Here is a 17195-nt window from a genome sequence, read left to right on the forward strand (position 1 = left end):
AGCACGCGCTCAGGCCGCCTTGGACGACTCGAGGAAGTCCTGGGCGAAGCGCTGCAGCACGCCACCGGCTTCGTAGATGGACACCTCTTCGTCCGAGTCCAGCCGGCAGCGCACCGGCACCTGTTCCATACTGCCGTCCTTGCGGTGGACCACCAGCGTCAGCGTGGCGCGCGGCGCGCGCTGGCCCAGGACATCGTAGGTCTCGGTGCCGTCCAGGCGCAGCGTGCGCCGGTCGGTGCCGGGCAGGAACTCCAGCGGCAATACGCCCATGCCGATCAGGTTGGTGCGGTGGATGCGCTCGAAGCCCTCGGCCACGATCGCCTCCACCCCCGCCAGACGCACGCCCTTGGCGGCCCAGTCGCGCGAACTGCCCTGGCCGTAGTCGGCGCCGGCGATGATGATCAGCGGCTGGCCGCGCTGCATGTAGGTCTCGATGGCCTCCCACATGCGCACGACCTGGCCATCGGGTTCGATCCGCGCCAGCGAGCCCTGCGTCTCCACCCCGTCGATCACCGCCATCTCGTTGAGCAGCTTGGGGTTGGCGAAAGTCGCGCGCTGCGCGGTGAGATGGTCGCCGCGATGGGTGGCGTAGGAGTTGAAGTCCTCCTCCGGCACGCCCATGCGCGCCAGGTATTCCCCGGCCGCGCTGCTGGCCAGGATGGCGTTGGACGGCGAGAGATGGTCGGTGGTGATGTTGTCGCCCAGCAGCGCCAGCGGACGCATGCCGCGCAGCGTGCGCGCGCCGGCCAGCGCGCCCTCCCAATACGGCGGGCGACGGATATAGGTGCTCATCGGCCGCCAGTCGTAGAGCGGGCTGATCTTCTGCCCGTGTTCGACGCGCACGTCGAACATCGGCCCATAGACCTTGCGGAACTGCTCGGGCTTGACGCTGGCCTTGACCACCGCGTCCACCTCCGCGTCCGAAGGCCACAGGTCCTTGAGCGTGATCGGCTGGCCGTCGGCGTCGACGCCCAGCGCGTCCTTCTCGATGTCGAAGCGCACCGTACCGGCGATGGCATAGGCGATCACCAGTGCCGGCGAGGCCAGGAAGGCCTGCTTGGCATAAGGATGGATGCGGCCGTCGAAGTTGCGGTTACCGCTGAGCACCGCGGTGGCGTAGAGGTCGCGCTCGATGATCTCCTGCTGGATCTTCGGGTCCAGCGCGCCGCTCATGCCGTTGCAGGTGGTGCAGGCGAAGGCGACGATGCCGAAGCCCAGCCGCTCCAGCTCGGGCAGCAGTCCCGATTCCTCCAGATACAGCTGCACCGCCTTGGAACCGGGCGCCAGCGAGGTCTTGACCCACGGCTTGCGCGTGAGCCCGCGCGCGTTGGCGTTGCGCGCCAGCAGCGCGGCGGCGATGACGTTGCGCGGATTGGAGGTGTTGGTGCAGCTGGTGATCGCCGCGATGACCACCGCGCCGTCGGGCATCAGGCCGTTGGCCTCCTCCTCGCGCGCCTTGTCCAGGTCCACCGCGATGCCGCGCTCGGCCAGCGCGCGGGTGGGCAGGCGCCGGTGCGGGTTGGACGGGCCGGCCAGGGTGCGATCGACCGTGGACAGATCGAACTGCAGCACGCGCTCGTACTGCGCGCCGGCCAGGTCGTCGACCCAGATGCCGGCGGTGCGCGCGTAGGTCTCCACCAGCTGCACCTGCGCCTCTTCGCGGCCGGTCAGGCGCAGGTAGTCCAGGGTCTGGTCGTCGATGTGGAACAGCGCAGCGGTGGCGCCGTACTCGGGGCACATGTTGGAGATGGTCGCGCGGTCGCCGATGCTCAGCGTCGCCGCGCCCGCGCCGTAGAACTCCAGGTAGGCGCCGACCACCTTCTGCTTGCGCAGGAACTCGGTCAGGGCCAGCACGATGTCGGTGCAAGTGATGCCCTCGCCCGGGCGGCCGGTCAGCTCGACCCCGACGATATCGGGCAGGCGCATCCACGAGGCGCGGCCCAGCATCACGTTCTCCGCCTCCAGCCCGCCCACGCCGACGGCGATCACGCCCAGCGCGTCCACGTGCGGGGTATGGCTATCGGTGCCCACGCAGGTATCGGGGAAGGCCACGCCGTCGCGGGTGTAGATCACCGGCGACATCTTCTCCAGGTTGATCTGATGCATGATCCCGTTGCCTGGGCCAATCACCTCGATGTTGCGGAACGCCTTGGCCGTCCAGTCGATGAAGTCGAAGCGGTCGGCATTGCGGCGGTCCTCGATGGCGCGGTTCTTGTCGAACGCCTGCGGATCGGTCCCGCCGCATTCCACCGCCAGCGAGTGGTCCACGATCAGCTGCACCGGCACCACCGGATTGACCTGGGCCGGGTCGCCGCCCTGCTCGGCGATGGCATCGCGCAGGCCGGCCAGATCCACCAGCGCCGTCTGGCCCAGGATGTCGTGGCAGACCACGCGCACCGGGAACCACGGGAAGTCCAGGTCGCGCCGGCGCTCGATCAGCTGGCCCAGGTAGGCCGGCAGCTGCGCCGGATCGGCGCAGCGCACCAGGTTCTCCGCATGGACCCGCGCGGTGTAAGGCAGCCCTGCCCAGGCGCCCGGCGCGAGCGCTTCCACCGCGGCGCGGGCGTCGAGGTAGTCCAGCGCGGTGCCGGGGAGCGATGTGCGGTAAGCGGTGTTCATGGCGGGATCCTGCGATCAGATCTGGCGGACGACGTCGGATACGGACGTGGCCCGTACCGGGGCGCAATCTGGCACCGCACGATGCATTGATCAATCTTGAGCGGCAGAATCAACCTGTCTACGGCGCCCGGGCGTGAATTCAAACGCGCGTTTGGCTTCGCTATGATGACGCCCCTTTCGCCATGCCCCGCCGATGGAGCACAGCCGATGACCCCCGACGCGCTACTCGCCCAGTACGGGCCCCGCGAATCGATGGAATACGACGTGGTGGTGGTCGGCGCCGGCCCGGGCGGCCTGGCCACCGCGATCCGGCTCAAGCAACTGGCCACGGAGGCCGGTCGCGACGTGTCGGTGTGCGTGCTGGAGAAGGGCTCCGAGCCCGGCGCCCACATCCTGTCCGGCGCGATCATGGACCCGCGCGCGCTGACCGAGCTGTTCCCCGACTGGAAGGAAAAGGGCGCCCCGCTTAAGCAGCCGGTGACCGAGGACCAGTTCCTGTTCCTCAGCGACACCGGCGCCAAGGCGACCCCGCATGCGCTGCTGCCCGAGTGCTTCCACAACCAGGGCAACTACATCATCAGCCTCGGCGCCCTGACGCGCTGGCTCAGCACCCAGGCCGAGGGGTTGGGCGTGGAGATCTTCCCGGGCTTCGCCGCCACCGAGATCCTCTACACCGACGCCGGCGCGGTGAAGGGCGTGGCCACCGGCAACATGGGCCTGGGCAAGGACGGCGAGCCGACGGCCGAGTTCCAGCTGGGCATGGAGCTGCACGCCAAGTACACGATCTTCGCCGAGGGCTCGCGCGGCCAGCTCGGCCGCCAGCTGCTGGCCAAGTTCTCGCTGGACGCCGGCAAGGATCCGCAGGCCTATGGGCTGGGCATCAAGGAGCTCTGGCAGATCGACCCGGCCAAGCACACGCCAGGCCTGGTGGTCCACACCGCCGGCTGGCCGCTGGATGCGGACACCTATGGCGGCTCGTTCCTGTACCACGCCGAGGACGGCAAGGTCGCCATCGGCCTGGTGGTGGGCCTGGACTACAGGAACCCGTGGCTGAGCCCGTTCGAGGAGTTCCAGCGCTTCAAGACCCATCCGGCGATCCGCAAGCACCTGGAAGGCGGCAAGCGCATCGGCTACGGCGCCCGTTCGATCACCGCCGGCGGCCTGATGTCGCTGCCCAAGCTGGTCTTCCCCGGCGGCGCGCTGGTCGGCTGCGAGGCCGGCACGCTCAACGCCAGCCGCATCAAGGGCAGCCACGCGGCGATCAAGACCGGCATGCTGGCCGCCGAGGCCGCGTTTGCGGCGCTGGGCGAAGGCCGCAGCGGCGATGAACTGAGCGCCTACCCGGCGGCCTTCGAGGCCAGCTGGCTGTACGCCGAGCTGCAGCAGTCCAAGAACTTCAAGCAGTGGTTCAAGAAGGGCCGCACGCTGGCCACGCTGATGACAGGCATCGAGCAGTGGCTGCTGCCCAAGCTGGGCATCCGCAACCCGCCGTGGACGCTGCGCCACAGCACGCCGGACCATGCGTGCCTGGAGCCGGCCAACCAGCACCAGAAGATCGCCTACCCCAAGCCCGACGGCCAGCTGACCTTCGACCGGCTGTCCTCGGTGTTCCTGTCCAGCACCAACCACGACGAGGACCAGCCGGCGCATCTGACGCTGAAGGACCCGGCCGTGCCGGTGGAGATCAACCTGGCGACCTATGCGGGCCCCGAGGCGCGCTATTGCCCGGCCGGCGTCTACGAGTTCGTCGCCGCCGACGGCGGCGGCCAGCGCCTGCAGATCAACGCCCAGAACTGCGTGCACTGCAAGACCTGCGACATCAAGGATCCGACCCAGAACATCGTCTGGGTCGCCCCGCAGGGCGGCGGTGGCCCCAACTATGCGGGCATGTAGACCGGAAGGTTAGCGCCGCGACCTCGCGCCGCCGCCGGCGGCGCCTTCGACCGAATTCCGACAGGGCTACACGGCCTACTGCGCCCGGCCCGGCCTGCGGGTGACACGCGCAGGCGGCGTTCCAGTCGTCCCCCGCCGGCAAAAACCGGATAATGCGCCCCATGCAGAACCCCGCCCTGTCCGTCGTCGTGCCCGTCTTCAACGAGCGGGACAACACCGCTCCCCTGGTCCACGAGATCGTCGCCGCCCTGCGCGGCGTGGTGCCGTTCGAGATCCTCTACGTCGACGACCATTCGCGCGACGACACGCTTGCCACGCTGCAGGCGCTCAAGGCGCAGGTGCCCGAACTGCGCGTGCTGCAGCACCAGACGCAGAGCGGCCAGAGCACGGCCATCCGCACCGGCGTCAAGGCCGCGCGCGCGCCGTGGATCGCCACGCTCGATGGCGATGGCCAGAACGACCCGGCCGATCTGCCCAAGCTGCTGCGCGCGCGTGACGCCGGCGATTCGCAGGTGAAGCTTTATGCCGGCTGGCGCGTGGATCGCAAGGACAGCGGCAGCAAGCGATGGGCCTCGCGCTATGCCAACGCCATCCGCGCGCGCATGCTGCATGACGACACGCCGGACACCGGCTGCGGCACCAAGCTGTTCGAGCGCGACGCCTTCCTCGACCTGCCCTACTTCGACCACATGCACCGCTACCTGCCGGCGCTGATGCAGCGCGCCGGCTGGAAGACCATCAGCGTGCCGGTCAACCATCGTCCGCGCGGCGCCGGCGTGTCCAAATACAACAACCTGCAGCGCGCCCTGGTCGGCATCCGCGACCTGCGCGGCGTCGCGTGGCTGATCGCCCGCAGCAAGCGCACCGCGGTGAAGGAACTCTAAGGAATGGAAATCCACTGGCTGGACCAGCCGATCCAGGCCCTGTTCTGGACCGGCATCCACATCACCGGCTGGAAGCTCATCGGCTACACCGGCGCCCTGATGTTCGGCGGCCGCTGGCTGGTGCAGTTCATCGCCTCCAAGCGCGCCGGCAAACCGGTGATCCCGCGCCTGTTCTGGTACATGAGCGTCGTCGGCAGCCTGATGACCCTGGCCTACTTCATCTTCTCGGCCAAACAGGACTCGGTCGGCGTCCTGCAGAACCTCTTCCCCGCCTTCACCGCGCTCTACAGCCTGCACCTGGACATCAAGCATCGCGGCTGGAAGCGCGATCGCGCGACGCATTAGGCGCGGGAGATGCCTATTCCCTGTACTTGGGCATGGTGCAGTCGGAGTACACCACCTTGCACGACGCACCTGGGCCGGCTTTCTCTCTGCAATATTTGAGGCCGAGTTCACTGGCGAGCTCGATCGAGCCAGCAGTCTGAGCAAAATTGCTAGTGCCTAGAATCTGAGGATCAATCAATGCCATGCATTGGTTGAAATAAGTGAAAGACACCACGCATGAACGCCCACCGCGCTCCTCGCATGCTTCAAGTGCACGTTTTTCAGCGGCCCGCTTTGAAAGTTCGCCTGTCGATACGCCACCAATCAAATTGGGGCTGTCGGCAATCGCGCCCCACGTCTTGTCCCAGTGACCGACGATCTTCACGATGGTCCTTCCCGAACCAGAGCCGGCTTGGGGGAGATCGGGCTGGCACAACACTGAGCCGGCCGCGACTCCGCCAGGACAGCGCGTCTGTGCATCTGCGCCTGCCGCAATGAGCGTTGGTGCCGCAATCAGGCCCAATCGCGCCATAAATCTTGCACCTTTAGTAGCGCTGGAAGATCGGATCGGTGCAGTCCGTATAAAGTATCTTGCAATCAGAGCTCTTCTCGGCACAACCTTTTAGGGCCTCGCTGCTAGCAATCTCAATGTTCTTAGCACTCGACTGCACTTCCCACGCCCTGCCGCTGGCCTGCAAACCCGTCGCGTAGGCGACGCACTGGTTTTGATACGCAAATAGCGCCTTACAACTGCTGCCGCCGCCCTGTGCGCACGCGGTGAGCGCTGCCTGCTCCGCTTCGCCCCTACTTAACTTGCCTACAGATGCTCCAACCTCAGTTCCAACAGTATCCTTGGCAATCGCACCCCAAGTCTTGATCCATTTACCTGCAGGCCGTGGCGGCAACGCAATCTCGTTGCCTTGCTGGTTGTAGTACCCGAGTCGATTCTGTTCGGCCTGGAACTGCTGTTGCTGCTGCTGTTGCACAGCATCCTGGCCAAAAGCATGCGAACAATAGAAAAGTCCGCAATTTATTATCAAGACTCCAAAGATCTTCACTACGCCCTCCTCCGATCAAATCACCTCGAATGACCGAGAGAAATACACTTATGCCATCCCACCTGAATCCCCACTGGCCGTAATGTACCGCTTGACACATAAATCTATGTGGGACCAGAACCCTGCGGATCCGGGTGCGCACCTTTCGAACCAGAGGACGCCGTTAACGTTGAGTTTCCTGACCCAAGAACATTAACGTTACGCCCTTGTTGCATTTGTTCATTCTTGATGGTATCGAGCTGAGAACTCCTTCCCATCTGCGCCGGCATGTAACTCCCCGCCGGCTGCCCGTTCGGGCCCGGCTGCCCACTCTGCGGGGCATTGGCATTGATCGCCGAGTACGGGCTGAAGCTGGCCAGCATGCCCTGGAAGAACGAGGCCGCCATTGGCGGACAGGTGATCAGCATTGTCGTGAGGATCAATCCCAGTCCAGCTGTCTGCATCGCTGCTTCTCGAAGCCCAGCCGGATTGGCTAGCTGGAACTGCGTCGTCGCCCACTGCACGCCCGCCACCGTGATCATCAGCTTCATCGCGATGTTCGACAACACGTACAGCGTCGCCAGCGAGAACATCATCCCCGCACCGTACATGAGCCAACGAGAGAACAACTGTTTGGTCGCATCGAACATCAGGCAAATAATGAACAGCGGCCCCAACCCGACGAACAGCGCCATTCCCACTTCGTACATCAGCACCATCGCGCCACCCGTGATCGCAGGCCCCCCGATACCCAACATCACCATGACCCGCAGCATCCCCGACTCGCCTTCCAGCGCACCATCGCCGCCGGTCTGGGCTGAACTGACCGCCGTCAGCGCATTCATCGCAAGCGAGGTCGCATCCAGGCTCGCGTTGATGCTCTCGAACATGTCCTTATTACTCTGATCGGCGTTGTTGGTCACCATGCCGTAGATGGCCTCGCCCAACCCCGAGGTCAGGCTCTTGTACAAGGCCGACGAATTGCCCGCGAAGCCCGTCGCGATGCCGATCACGAGCATGGCCTTCAGCGTGTCCCCCACCAGAGCCATCATCGGCTCACGAGAACGCCCGGTCATCACCCGCCAGCCCTGAATGAAGATCCAGATGGTCAGCAGGCTGAGCGCCAGCATCCCGAACAGCGCGGCGAACCGGCTGAGGAGACTGGACTGGAAGCCATTGATCTCCTCCTGCAGGAACTCGAAGATAAGAGGAAAGAAAAGAAAGTCGGGCATGGCTAAGAGATGTCCTTGTCTACTTCGTCGAGCGCGCGATCGCCAAGATGACTTGCATCATTCCTGCGCATTTGACTGATATAGGTGCGCGCCGGCCAAAGCCGCTGTCAAGAGCGCGCTTCTGACTGCGCCATCGACAAAGGACGACCCTTTACCGCGCTGAAGGTCTCGCGTCAGATCAGCCAACTTGGCGTTCTGATCGGTGAAATAGCGACTGTAGCTGTCCATGGTCAGCCTCAGATTCATCTGATCGATCTGGATCTGCGTCTGCAGCGCCAGGAGCTTATTGGTGTTGGACTCGAGGGAGCCGAACTCGGTCTCCGCCCCGGTATCGATTTGCTTGCGCTCCTGAAGAATCGCGTTGAGCTCCTCTTGCCGCTTCTTGGTCAGCTCGAGCATTTTCACCAAGTAGTTGTTGAGCTTCACTTCCTTGGTGACCATGTCCGTACAGATCTTATTTTGATCCGTACTGACCGCGTTATCGGGCTGTACACGGCAGCGCGACGACTGCACATCGGAAGCGTCGTTTCGCTCCGACATCTTGCTGTCGTTATCATCCTGAAGGCTGAGCGTCTTGTTCTTACTTGTATCGTAAGCATCGCTTTTCACATGGCTTTGCTTGTAAATCTTATCCAGCCGCTCATTGACGTCCTGTTTCAGGTTGTCAATCTTGGTCTGTGTTGTTTCATCGGTGACATGCCATTGCGCGAACGCCGGCGCACAGGCTGCCAAGAGGCCGAGGCAGACGCACGCCCGAAGCGCCTGCTGGGATCGGCGGCGGAGAGGGATAGCGGTCGTGCTCATGGGAACTCCTTGGATCGAGATACGATTCATCGAATTGTCGTTATGCCAATGCGCTGCGGCCTGCGCGGTGAGCGACACGCCCGCCCTTGCCAGACCCTTTGCGGTTTTCATAGAACAGCTCAAGCCACTCTTCTGGCGCCAGATCGGCCGCCGGCTTCTCCAGCTGCATCGAACGCTGCGCCAGCACCTGATGCATGATCTCGATGTTGTCGGTGGAGGCCGAGATCACCGAGAGTGCATCATCGAGCCCGCGCAGGTTCAGCTGGCACACCACCGAGCCATGGCCCTGCTTGACCAGGAAACAGCGTGAGCGCTCGTCGAGGCTGACGACGACCTGATACTCGGCCTCGGTGAGCTTGAGCCCCTCGATGTAATCCTCGCGACTGGCGTTCGGATTCGGCAGCAGGATCAGGGTCGCGGTCTGCTCGATCAGCGCGGCGGAAATATCGCTCGCCAGCGCGTCCTCGGGGCTCTGCGTGGCGAAGATGCCCAGGCCATTCTGCTTTCGGATGGTCTTCTGCTTGTTCTTTGCAAACTCCTTCAGCCCACCCTTTCCGTCCAGGATCTTCCAGAACTCGTCCATGACATAGATCAGGGGACGGCCGTCGATCAACTCCTCCAGGCGGTGCAGGAGATAGTTGATGACCGGCGCGCGGACCTCCGGATTGTCGATGATGTCGGTGTAGTCGAAGCCGATGATGTTGGCTTTCTGCAGATCGATGGTGTCCACCGGATTGTCGAACACCCAGCCGAGCGAATTGCCCGCCGTCCACTTGCGGATGCGTGCGTACAATCCGTCGTCGCCCATGTTGGGCAGACTCTTCTGGAAGTTGGTCATCGTCCGCAGGTGCGGCGGCGTATCCAGAATGTTCTCGACCGCGCGGAAGATGTCCTCCTCCTCGCGCGCGGTGTAGGCGATCTTGCCGGCCAGCACCTTGACCAGATCGGCCAGGAACTGGACGTTGGCCTCGTTACGCTCGCACTGGAAGGGGTTGAATCCGGTCGGCCGGCCGTTCTCCAGCGCCAGATAGTTGCCGCCGCACGCGCGAACGAAGATCTCCGCGCCGCGATCCTTGTCGAAGAAGAAGATCGTCGGCGACGGCGTGTACTTCTGCACCTGGCTCAACAGGAAGTTGATCAGGGCCGTCTTGCCGGTACCCGACTTGCCGATCACCATCGTATTGGCGATGGCCTTCTCGCCGAACGAATTCTCCGCCGGATGCGTGGCGTGGAAATTGAAGTAGTACGGCTGCCCGTTGGTGGTCTGCAGCGTCGTGATGCACTCGCCCCAGGGATTGTTGTCCTTCTTGCCCGTGGCGAAGTTGTGCAGCGGCGAGAGCCCAAGGAAGTTCAGCGAACTGATGTTGGCCGGCCGTGTCCGATACTTCCAGTTGGCCGGCAGCTGCGAGTAGAACGAGGCGGTCACCGCCAGGTCCTCCTTGGCCGAAACGAAGCCCGCATTGGACAGCTCGGCCCGCGCGGTAGCCACGTTCTGCTGCAGCTGCGCCTGGCTATCGGCATACAGCGCCATCACGAAGTGGTACTCGCCCAGCACGAAGTTGCCCGAGGACAGCTGATCCATCGCATGGTCGAGCTCGGCGATCTGGCTGACCGCCTTGTCGCCGGAGGAAATCATCATGCCCTTGGTCCGGTCGAGCACCTTTAGCGCATCGTGCCTTCCCATCGGGCTGAAGGAATGGCTGATGACGTACTCGAAGTCCAGATACTTCAAGCCATTGAGGATGCCCGGGAAGGTGCCGTCGGGATACTCCTTTACGTTGAGGATCGCGCCGTAGTGCTTCTCGCCGTTGGGTGTGGCGATGATGTAATCACCGGTCTTGGCCGAGAACAGATGCTTGCTGACCGGCAGATAGTCCTTGATGGACGCGCCCAGCACCGGCACCGGCTCGGTCACGCGATTCAGGATGTAGCCCAAGAACTCCAGCGTCTCGGAGAACACAATGCCGTTGCGCGCTTCGTAGATGCCCAGGCGATACGGCGAATAATCCTTGAGCACCGCTTCCACGTTGCCCGCCAGCTCCAGGACCTTGGCCACGGCCTGTTCTTCCATCGCCCTCAACCGATCCAGATCGCCACTCTTCTCCACGAAGGCCTTGCCGGCGACGATGGGGCGATACAGCAACGTCAGATACATCTCGTTGCGCATCACCTTCTGGCTGGACAGGCTCTCGAAGTAATCGTCCGAAAGCTGCTGGTTGAACTTCTGCGCGAAGGTGCTGCGCTGGCGGATGCTGCCGCGGCGGCGCACGTCGTGGACCCAGAACGCCACGTTCACGAAGTCCGGCGCACGCAGGGTCTGCAGCATCCGGTTGAACGTATTGTGCCGGTGCTCCAGCTCCCACTCCTCGCGGCCGACGAAGGGCAGACCGCCCAGGTGCCAGGTCAGCAGATAGTCCCCGCCCGTGGTCTTGACCACGGACTGCGCCACATGGCTCGAATAGGGAATGAACTCGCTGACGGGCGAATCGGGGTTGAACATAGGACCTTCCTGGTTTACTGCAACTGCCAGGCGCCGATCGGCGCCTGGCACAAACTCGAACTGCCTACTCGCGCTCGGCAGGCTTCTTCCGGTACGGGTTGGGCGAAAACACCCAAAGCCCGTCGTTGTGACGGATGTTGCGAGTCCGCATACGGAACTGCAGACGCAGCCCCATCAAGCGGAAAATCATCTCGTCGCGCTTGGCCATCTGCCGCATCACGAAGATCACCACCGGCAAGGCCAGCAGCCAGAGCAGGTTGCCGCTGTACATCGCGAAAAGCAGCGTGCCGCCTGCCCCGATGAAGAACGGGACATACGGCACGCCCATGAACATCGCCGGGCGCGTGCAGCCGCGGAACATGATGTTCTTTTGCATGGATCAGCGGATATGGTCGATCGGGAGCACGATCATCGACGCGGTGTCGCCGGTCTTCATGCACTTATCGGAGTTCGTGTTGCTCGGCATGACCATGGCGGCGATCTGACCTGCTGCACCAATCAACAGACCACCGATCAGAATGGGGGCGACATCGCCGATGCGCTTATGGGCGAACGCGATCTGATAGCCGGCGAAGATGACGGCGATGGTCACCACCGCGATCGAGGCGATCGTCAGGATGTTGTTCACGCTACCGAAGAAGCCGCAAACGCTGTTGGCGGTATCGTCGTAACCGCTGTTATCGGCCAAAGCCGGAAGTGCAAGTACCACGCCAAACAGAATCGCCGCCTTCAGCAGCCCTTTGCACGTTGCGGTCATCCGGGTCGAGACCAACTTGCCTTGCTTTTCCATGTGACTCTCCTTGCTTCGAGGGTGGGATGGGGGAATGCCTCCCCGGTATCGACGCCGTTCCCTAGAACGGCGCCAGGAACTCAGAACACGAATGCGTTGTCGCCGGCCTGTCCCTGCGCCTTGCCAGCCGCGTCGGCCACTTGAGGCGCGGCCGCCTGGGCGGGCGCGGCCTCCGGCTTCTGGCCTTGCAGGGGCGTGGGAAAGACGGGCCCGTTGCGGGTCAATCGCACCACGCCGCTGGCCGACGGCGCCGCCTGCGCAGGCCCAGGCGCGGCCGCACCAGCAGACGCGGCGACATCGCGGGCCGCGCTCACAACAGGAGCAGCGACATCCTGCGAGGCGGACCTGGAAAGCGTCTCCTGCCCGTCGTCCTGGCCCACGACCCGGCGCGAGAGCGGCGCTTGCGCGTCCGCCACCGAACCGGCGCGAGAGGCCGACGGCGATACATTCGCCACCACCGGGATGGCGTTGCCGGGATCTGTCCCGGCGCGCTGACCGGCGATGGACGCGAAGATCTTCTGGACGTAGCCGTGCTGGTATCCGGTCGTGAAGTTGCCCGAGTAGTAACAGCTGAACGCGCTACCCCAGTCTCCCTGCGCGCGCGCATGGCACTCGGAAAGGATCCGCGCGCCTGCTCGCAAATTCACGCAACCATCGAATGCCTGCGCGTACGAGGCGACCCCGTACTTGCGCAGGTTGTAGCGATTGACCTGGGCCAACCCGACAGAAAAATTGTAGCCACGGCTTTCGAGCATCTCGGCGGTCGCAACCGCTTCGGCGAGATTACGTGGCTGGCGCACCAGACGCCCGCCCACTACGCCGATGGCATAGGGGTTGGCCGAGGACTCGACCTGCACCACGTGATGCATGACGTCCATGGGCACCGCGAGGTTTTGGCACTGCATCATGTCCACGAAGGGAAGCATGCGCACCTCCTTTGCCTGTAGGCACCATCTGTCCGCTTCCCACGGGGCCGGGCGCGCGATCCATGGCGCGACATCTGCGATACCGCATCTTCTGCCAGCCGCGAAGGCGATGTCAATTCGTTCATCCCTCCTCCTTCGTGATGGAGCGCACGCTAAATTTGGCTTGAAACATGGTCCGTCGCCCGCGTCGTCAGTCAGTGAAAACACGGTCCGGCGTGAAATCGATCCCAGTGATATGCCGCCCACCCGCGTGGGCCTTGATATGCACCACGATATCGATCGTCATCATCAGCAACCGCTTGATGACGCTGAATTCGAGGCCCGCGCCCTCCGACGAGGCCTTCACCATCAGCGCGAGCTGGTCCCAGGTCTGACCGATGCTGCCCGCGTGGCAGCTGGTGATCGAACCGGGATGGCCTGAGGCGCAGTTGCGGATGAAGTAGAACGACTCGTCGCCGCGCAGCTCGGCCAGGATGATGCGGTCCGGCTTCATGCGCAGGCAGGCCTCCATGCAGCTCTTGGCGGTCACGTTGCTGGTGCTCTGCCCGCCCTTGGAGTACAGCAGATGCACGACATTGGGCTGCTCGATGAAGAGTTCGCGCGCGTCCTCGATGGTCACCAGACGCTCATCGCGCGGGATGTGATGGACCAGCGCCTTCATGAAGGTCGTCTTGCCGCTGCCGGTGGCGCCGGACACCACGATGTTCTTTTTGTAGAGCACGGCCTTGCGGAAGAACTCGGCGTAATCGCGGCGCCGGCGCAGCTCGAGCAGTTCCTCGTCGTGCGCACTGAGCCCGGCATTGCCTTCCAGAATCTGGTCGAAAAAGCCTTCCTGCTGATACTGATCGAGCGTGCGCGTCTGATGCGAAGGGAGGCGGATCGTGATCGAGACCTTGCCCGGATCGCATGCCGGCGGAATCACGAACTGCGCACGCTGGCCGGTCGGGAAAGTCAGCGACACCACCGGATCGGCATCGGTGATGCGCTGGCCGGTGTTGCTCTCGTTGACCACGGCGGTGCAGAACTGCCGGGCACGCTCGAAGTTCAGCGACGGCACCTCGACCCGACGCCAGCCGTCGCGCCCTTCCAGATACAGCTCGCCTGGCCGATTGACGCAGATCTCGGTCACGTCGTGGGACGACATGTACTCACGGATGCCGAGCACCTCGTACTGATAGTCGAGGAACTCGTTGGACACCTGGGCGACCGGCCCTTCGGTGACACCGCCTTCCATGAGTCGTCCCTCCAGCATCACTGGTAGCTTGGGAGCACACCCGAGAAGTCCACGTCCTTGGCGACGTAGACATTCAGGACCGTGCCCTGGTTAATGGTGACCGTCGGCGACCGCGCCATCTGCTGGCTGATCATCTGTTCGGACAAGCGCTGCATGGCCTGCGCGGTTTCGCTCTCGTACGGCTCGATGTAGGTGGTGCCGTTCTCGGTGATCGTGGTCCGCTGCGGGCCATGCTTCTGGCCTTCGTATTTGAAGGCATCGGCGATCAGGCTGATCATCAGCGCCGAGGTGATCTTGCTGGCCCAGTGGTTATTCAGATCGCCCGGATGCCCGGCGCCGCCGAGGTTGTCCACACCGGGGCTCGACATCATCACGTCGATCCCGGTGGGCGTGGTGATGCGATCCCACACGACGGCCACGCGATTGGTGCGTCCGCCGCCGCCCGAGTAGGTGCCGCTGACCTTCGACCCCTTCGGCAGCAGCAGACTCTTGCCGTTCACCGAATAGACCGGCTCGGTCACGATGCAGCTGGTGAAGCCGGACACGTCGGTGACGATATGCGTCTCCAGCACGCAGCGGATGTAGGTGCCGCGCAGCAGCAGGGTGTCGGGCTTCTGCAGGTAGCTCGCCGCGGACACATCGCCAAGCTGGGCCTGGATGGGCGGCTGCGTCCCGGGCTCGCCGTTCCGGGGCGTCGGCGCGGTGCCGAGGCCATCGGGACCGCCCATCGGCCCACCACCAGCATTACCGCCCACGCTTGCGCCGCTGTCGGCGATCCGGCGCTCCACCAGCGAAGGACCCGCCGGGCGCTGCTCGCGCCGGGCACCGGCCAGGTTCTCGCGGCCGAACTCCTGCGGCTCTTCCAACGGCAGCGGGGCCACAGGCGTCGCCGGCTCCGCGCTTGCCGCTGGCAGCGCGGGCTCGACCTGCGGCGCGTCCGGCACCAGCGGCCGCTCGACACGCGCCTGCCGGGTGGGCTCGGGCTTGTCTTGGCCGGAGTTGAACATCTTCAGGAACATCGCCGCCATCACCAGAATCAGCAGCAGCGTCGCGCCCATGAACAGCAGCGCACGCCGATTGAGGCGCTGGCCTTCCTCGGAACGCAGGCTCGGCGCGGCGCTATCGAGATCCTCGACCTCTGGCTGCCTGCCCGAGGAAAAATACGGATTGCCCCGGTCCTCCGGCGGCTCCCCTGCGCCGGGAGGGTCGCGATGCTCGGGCGGAATGTTGTTCTGGCTCATTTCTGCTGATTCCTCCGCAGCCCAACGACGTTCAGTCCATGACGGATCACCAGATAGGGATAGGTGCCATGGACGACGATCGTGTTCTTGTCGACGGTGGTATTCACCACGAAATCCTCGCCGTGCTCCTCCTGCCGGCCATAGACGCTGGGAAAGTTTCCGCTGGGAAAGCTCACACCATCATTCATCTTGACGTAGGTGAAGCGCCCATCGTCGTAGACCGTCGTGGGAATCAGCCACTGCGCCTTGCTGCGGGTCGCGTAGGAATAGTCGTAGTAGTAGCGCCGGGACTTGTCGATCCCCAGATCGATCTGCGCCGGGGGCTCGCTCGGTGCCGTCGTCCCGGCCACCGGCGTGGTCGCGAACTGCGTGTCCGGCGAGTAGACGAAGCTGATCTTGTACTGCACGCCGGCGGCGCGCGCCTGGTCGAGCGCCTTCCAGTCCGTGGCGACGACCTTGAGCTCGAAGATGTAGGAATGGGTGGCCGTGCGCACCATCATGTTGGTGTCCACGTCCGTGTTCTTCGGCTTGAGGTAGAACACGTTTTCGCGGCGCGACAGCTCCCAGCCGCTGCTGAAGCCGGTGCTGTAATCGAGGATCTTTTCGTTGGGGCTCAGCTCGATCTGGGTCGTGATGCCCAGCCCGGTCCTGACCTGGTAGATCGCGTCCGGCTTGTACTCGTAGCGATCGATGACCTGCGCCCCGACGGACGCCGACGCACACAGGCCCGACAGCAGCAGGAAGAAGACCGGCAGCGCGCCGGCGCGACGTGGCGCACTCATTGCGAGGTAGCTCCGTTCTGCTCAATGGTGGAGGGTTGTGCCGGTGTCGGCTGACCATTGGCCGGCGTCGACTCGACGGGAGGATAAGCAACCTGGCCAGGCGCCGCCGCCGCACTGCCAGCGGCAGGCACCGGCGTTTCGGCGGGCGGGAGACTGGCGGCGTCGTTGTCGACGCGATAGCTGGTGACCTGGAACCCCAACGGGTTGATCACGCGATCCTGATCCTCGAACTTGAGGTTCTTGTTGTAGCTGTAATCGATCGTGGCCAGCTTGTTGTCCAGCGGCTGGGTCTGGCCAGTCTTCTTGTCGTACTTGAAGCGCTGGAACCGCACTGTCGCTCCGCGGAAACCCTGCCCGTCCGGCGAGCGCACCAGCACCGTGCTCAGAATCTTGACGCGGATGCTGGCGAAGCGGCCGTAGGTCTCGATGAGATTGACCGGATTGCTCCGGCTGTAGAGCGCGCGGTACTCGTTGGCCACGGGCGTGGAGGACATCACGTTCACCTGACGCCAACCGCCTAGCTGTGTGAAAGTCTGGTCCGCATCGTAAGACTCACGGGCCAGCACATAGCGCTCGACGTTGGCGCGGTTGATCGCCTCGTTGGATGTGATGGTCTTGTCCATCACATCCGGCACCAGGCGGCTGGCCTGCACATTGCCGGTGTAGGGATCGGCCATCACGATGAACGGCGTGCGCTCTTTCAGCGGCAGCAGCATGAAATAGCCGCCGGCCAGCACCAGCGACAGGACGATCGCACCCGTGGCGACCTGCCAGGCGCGCTTTTCGCTGCGCTTGGCCATGTCGGCGATGGTGAGCTCGTAGTTCACCGCCTTCTGGATGGCCGCCTTGACCTTGGGCGTTTCTTCTTTCTTTCGGGAAATCATGCAGGAACGCTGTGCCTGTCGGGGATAGAGGATGCCGGCGCCGAA

At 64.0% G+C, this 17195-nt stretch carries 16 protein-coding genes; 3 read left to right on the forward strand and 13 right to left on the reverse strand.

Annotation, left to right across the window (positions count from 1 at the left end; genetic code table 11):
* Positions 1-9 precede the first annotated feature (9 nt).
* Positions 10-2619 (reverse strand): Fe/S-dependent 2-methylisocitrate dehydratase AcnD, encoded by a 2610-nt coding sequence (acnD, locus tag WFQ05_RS11860; protein ID WP_337053967.1) that lies wholly within the window; start codon positions 2617-2619, stop codon positions 10-12.
* A gap of 207 nt (positions 2620-2826) precedes the next feature.
* Here acnD and WFQ05_RS11865 point away from each other — a divergent pair, with 207 nt between their 5' ends.
* The 3 genes from WFQ05_RS11865 to WFQ05_RS11875 all read left to right on the forward strand — a co-directional run bounded on the left by WFQ05_RS11865 (position 2827) and on the right by WFQ05_RS11875 (position 5741).
* Complete coding sequence (locus tag WFQ05_RS11865) at positions 2827-4512, forward strand: electron transfer flavoprotein-ubiquinone oxidoreductase (RefSeq protein WP_337053968.1); 1686 nt, start codon at positions 2827-2829, stop codon at positions 4510-4512.
* A 161-nt stretch (positions 4513-4673) separates the two neighbouring features.
* On the forward strand, positions 4674-5396 hold the full coding sequence (locus WFQ05_RS11870) for a glycosyltransferase family 2 protein (RefSeq protein ID WP_130523487.1): 723 nt from the start codon (positions 4674-4676) through the stop codon (positions 5394-5396).
* Between the two features lie 3 nt (positions 5397-5399).
* Positions 5400-5741, forward strand: coding sequence for a lipid-A-disaccharide synthase N-terminal domain-containing protein (locus WFQ05_RS11875; protein WP_130519944.1), 342 nt, complete (start codon positions 5400-5402; stop codon positions 5739-5741).
* A gap of 13 nt (positions 5742-5754) precedes the next feature.
* On the opposite strand, the gene WFQ05_RS11880 is transcribed toward WFQ05_RS11875, so the two are convergent.
* The 12 genes from WFQ05_RS11880 to WFQ05_RS11935 form a co-directional block, all read right to left on the reverse strand.
* Positions 5755-6105 (reverse strand): DUF4189 domain-containing protein, encoded by a 351-nt coding sequence (locus WFQ05_RS11880; protein ID WP_165402905.1) that lies wholly within the window; start codon positions 6103-6105, stop codon positions 5755-5757.
* A 160-nt stretch (positions 6106-6265) separates the two neighbouring features.
* Positions 6266-6778, reverse strand: coding sequence for a DUF4189 domain-containing protein (locus WFQ05_RS11885; protein WP_286577058.1), 513 nt, complete (start codon positions 6776-6778; stop codon positions 6266-6268).
* A gap of 104 nt (positions 6779-6882) precedes the next feature.
* Complete coding sequence (locus tag WFQ05_RS11890; RefSeq protein WP_286577057.1) at positions 6883-7989, reverse strand: type IV secretion system protein; 1107 nt, start codon at positions 7987-7989, stop codon at positions 6883-6885.
* A 57-nt stretch (positions 7990-8046) separates the two neighbouring features.
* Positions 8047-8793: a hypothetical protein gene (locus WFQ05_RS11895; protein ID WP_286577056.1), complete on the reverse strand. Its 747-nt coding sequence runs from the start codon at positions 8791-8793 to the stop codon at positions 8047-8049.
* Between the two features lie 40 nt (positions 8794-8833).
* Positions 8834-11293 carry a VirB4 family type IV secretion/conjugal transfer ATPase gene (locus WFQ05_RS11900; RefSeq protein WP_337053971.1) on the reverse strand — a complete coding sequence of 820 codons (2460 nt, stop codon included), beginning with the start codon at positions 11291-11293 and terminating at the stop codon, positions 8834-8836.
* 64 nt (positions 11294-11357) lie between these two features.
* Positions 11358-11669, reverse strand: coding sequence for a VirB3 family type IV secretion system protein (locus tag WFQ05_RS11905; RefSeq protein ID WP_130519931.1), 312 nt, complete (start codon positions 11667-11669; stop codon positions 11358-11360).
* A 3-nt stretch (positions 11670-11672) separates the two neighbouring features.
* On the reverse strand, positions 11673-12083 hold the full coding sequence (locus WFQ05_RS11910) for a TrbC/VirB2 family protein (protein WP_337053972.1): 411 nt from the start codon (positions 12081-12083) through the stop codon (positions 11673-11675).
* A gap of 80 nt (positions 12084-12163) precedes the next feature.
* Entirely contained in the window at positions 12164-12997 is an 834-nt protein-coding gene (locus tag WFQ05_RS11915; protein WP_337054183.1) for a lytic transglycosylase domain-containing protein, read from the reverse strand.
* 202 nt (positions 12998-13199) lie between these two features.
* The gene (virB11, locus tag WFQ05_RS11920) at positions 13200-14261 is read right to left on the reverse strand and encodes a P-type DNA transfer ATPase VirB11 (protein ID WP_337053973.1); all 1062 of its coding nucleotides are present in this window, start codon (positions 14259-14261) and stop codon (positions 13200-13202) included.
* Positions 14261-15484: a TrbI/VirB10 family protein gene (locus tag WFQ05_RS11925; RefSeq protein ID WP_337053975.1), complete on the reverse strand. Its 1224-nt coding sequence runs from the start codon at positions 15482-15484 to the stop codon at positions 14261-14263. Before WFQ05_RS11925 ends, virB11 begins: the two co-directional genes overlap by 1 nt.
* Complete coding sequence (locus tag WFQ05_RS11930) at positions 15481-16266, reverse strand: TrbG/VirB9 family P-type conjugative transfer protein (RefSeq protein ID WP_337053976.1); 786 nt, start codon at positions 16264-16266, stop codon at positions 15481-15483. The genes WFQ05_RS11925 and WFQ05_RS11930 overlap by 4 nt, the downstream gene beginning before the upstream one ends.
* Complete coding sequence (locus WFQ05_RS11935; protein WP_337053978.1) at positions 16263-17150, reverse strand: type IV secretion system protein; 888 nt, start codon at positions 17148-17150, stop codon at positions 16263-16265. The genes WFQ05_RS11930 and WFQ05_RS11935 overlap by 4 nt, the downstream gene beginning before the upstream one ends.
* Between the last annotated feature and the right edge of the window lie 45 nt (positions 17151-17195).

This window comes from Pseudoxanthomonas sp. USHLN014, assembly GCF_037153335.1.
Classification (GTDB): Bacteria; Pseudomonadota; Gammaproteobacteria; order Xanthomonadales; family Xanthomonadaceae; genus Pseudoxanthomonas_A; species Pseudoxanthomonas_A winnipegensis.